The organism is Paludisphaera sp., from assembly GCF_037189885.1.
Classification (GTDB): Bacteria; Planctomycetota; Planctomycetia; order Isosphaerales; family Isosphaeraceae; genus Paludisphaera.
In genome coordinates this window covers 1-2,578 of the sequence record NZ_JBBCIR010000086.1, presented here as the reverse complement: position 1 = coordinate 2,578, position 2,578 = coordinate 1, and the positions used below count along the sequence as shown (strand labels likewise).

The following is a 2,578-nucleotide window of genomic DNA, read 5'->3' as shown; positions in this document are numbered from 1 at the left end:
CCTCCAGGGGGACCGGCCCATCGAGTCGATCCGCCCCGGCGACCTCGTCCTCTCCCAGGACGTGACCACCGGCCGGCTCGCCTTCAAGGCCGTCGTCGAGGCCTTCCACAACCCGCCCAACTTGACCTACGACGTCGACCTCGGCTCCGAGGTCGTCCGCCCGACCGGCATCCACCGCTTCTGGAAGGCCGGCCGCGGCTGGGTCATGGCCCGCGACCTCGAGCCCGGCGACCGCCTGCGGACCGTCGGCGGCACGGCCGAGGTCGTCTCCGTCGCCAAGGGGGAGGAGAAGGTCCCGGTCTTCAACCTCCTGCTCGCCGACGCCGACAGCTACCACGTCGGCTCGCTGGGCCTGCTGGCGCACGACAACGGCTTCGTGGAGCCGGTCGCCGCCCCGTTCGACGCCGTCCCCGACGCCGCCGAGCTGGTCGCCGCGAGCAAGCCCTGAACGCCACGAGGGCCGACGCCCCCGGGGCGTCGGCCCGGGCCTCCCGCGTCGTCCGGCGTCCTGGCGACGATGGATCGACACGCGCCACATCGCCGATTGAGCGGACGACCGGCTTGCCCATGCCTTGTCGGATGCTCGGCCGCCCCGAACGAGGGGGCGAGGGGCCGACCGAATGCCTTGATCCCGGCGGTCGCCCTCATGTTGGAAATGCATGGACCCACTTCCGGGGGCCTCTCCCCCTTCCCCTTCTCGGGAGGTAGCGACATGATCGCGGCATGGCTGCTCGGCGGCGCGTTGTGCTTGGCGACCGGCGACGACGGCGCGGGGCCCCCCGGGCCCGACCGCGCCGCCTACGAGGCGGCCGCCGCCGCCGCCGGCCGCGACGCCCCGGCCCACGTCGACCTCGCCCTCTGGTGCGAGGCCCGCGGCATGGCCGCCGAGAAGGCCCGCCACCTCGCCCGCGCCGTCCTCCTCGACCCCGACGACCAGCGCGCCCGCGGCCTGCTCGGCCAGGTCAGGCGCGACGGCCGCTGGATGCGCCCCGCCGACGTCGCCCGCTCCGTCGAGGAGTCGCCCGACCAGAAGGCCCTCCTGGACGAATATTTCGAGCGCCGCGCCGGCGCCGCCGACAAGGCCGACGACCAGTACAGGCTGGCCCTCTGGTGCGAGGAGAAGGGCCTGGCCGAGCCGATGGTCGCCCACCTCCGCCGGACCCTGCAGCTCGACCCCGGCCGCGAGGGCGCCTGGCGCCGGCTGGGCTTCAGGAAGGTCGGCAACCGCTGGATCAACCCCGAGGTCGAGGCCGCCATCAAGGCCGACCGCGAGGACCGCGCCCGGGCCGACAAGGAGTGGGCCCCCCGGCTGGAGAAGCTGCGCGACGGCCTGGCCTCCCGAGACAAGGCCAAGCGATCCGAGGCCCTCGCCGCGCTGGCCGAGATCGACGACCCGCGCGCCTCCCTCTCCGTCTGGAAGGTGTTCGGCAAGGGGGGCGACCTGGCCCGCCAGCGCGTCGCCGTGGACATCTTCAGCCGGATCGAGGGCCCCGAGGCGTCGACGGCCCTGGCGACGCTCGCCGTGTTCAGCCCGCACGCGGCCATCCGCGCCGACGCCGCCGCCCTGCTCCAGCGTCGCGACCCCCGCGAGTTCGCCGGGATGCTGGCCGGCCTGATCCGCAAGGAGGAACGCTACAGGGTGAAGCCCGTCGAGGGCCCGGGCTCGCGGGGGGAACTCGTCGTCGAGGGCGAGACGGCCAACGTCACGCGGCTCTACTCCCCCCTCCAGAATCCCGTCTTCTCCCCCTGGGACTCCCTCCAGACCGACGCCTACGGCCGCATGACGGCGGTGCGGCACCTCGGGGACGCGTTCGGGCCGCGGACGCCGCTCTCGCTATTCAGGGGGACGCTCCCATACATCGGCAAAGAGCCGGACGCGTATGGCATCCCCGTAGTCGGTGTCTTCTCATCGTCGATTCCCGACCAGACGGCGAGGCTTCCCGGCGTAATGCTGTCCAACGGCCTGCCCCCGGACGCGGCCAGGCTCGTCGCCGGCCTGGCCTCCTCGGCGCGGCCGGACATCACGCCCGCCACCCACTTCAACGCGACCCCCGTTTATGGCGTCTACCTGACGATCCCGGTCGAACGGATGATCGCCGAGGCCCGCGCGTCCGTGGCAATCGCGCGGCAGCGTCAGGCGGAAGACGTGGCGGCGATCGAGGCCCGGAACGCCTCGATCCGCGAGGTGAACGACCGGGCCGTCGCCATCCTTTCCGGCGTGAGCGGCCAGGCCTTCGGCGACGACGCCGAGAAGTGGAGCCGGTGGGTCTACGACCTGGAAGGCTACGGGTTCCCGCTGCGCTCCGAGTCCCAGCCCCCCCCCACCTTCGTCGAGGAGGTCCCCCTGGGCTTCCAGCCCCAGGCGTTCCCCACCCTCCAGGCGAACCTCGTTGGGCTGTCCAACGTCGGCCCCTCGTGCTTCGCGGGGGGGACGCTCGTCCGCACCCTCCAGGGGGACCGGCCCATCGAGTCGATCCGCCCCGGCGACCTCGTCCTCTCCCAGGACGTGACCACCGGCCGGCTCGCCTTCAAGGCCGTCGTCGAGGCCTTCCACAACCCGCCCAACTTGACCTACGAC

2 protein-coding genes are annotated in these 2,578 nt (G+C 73.2%); both read left to right on the top strand.

What is annotated here, in order from left to right; all coding sequences use genetic code 11:
* The coding region (locus WG209_RS21305) for a polymorphic toxin-type HINT domain-containing protein (protein WP_337177111.1) at positions 1 to 448 on the top strand (448 nt) is incomplete at its 5' end.
* A gap of 264 nt (positions 449 to 712) precedes the next feature.
* Positions 713 to 2,578: hypothetical protein (locus tag WG209_RS21300; RefSeq protein ID WP_337177110.1), on the top strand; the 1,866-nt coding region annotated here is incomplete at its 3' end.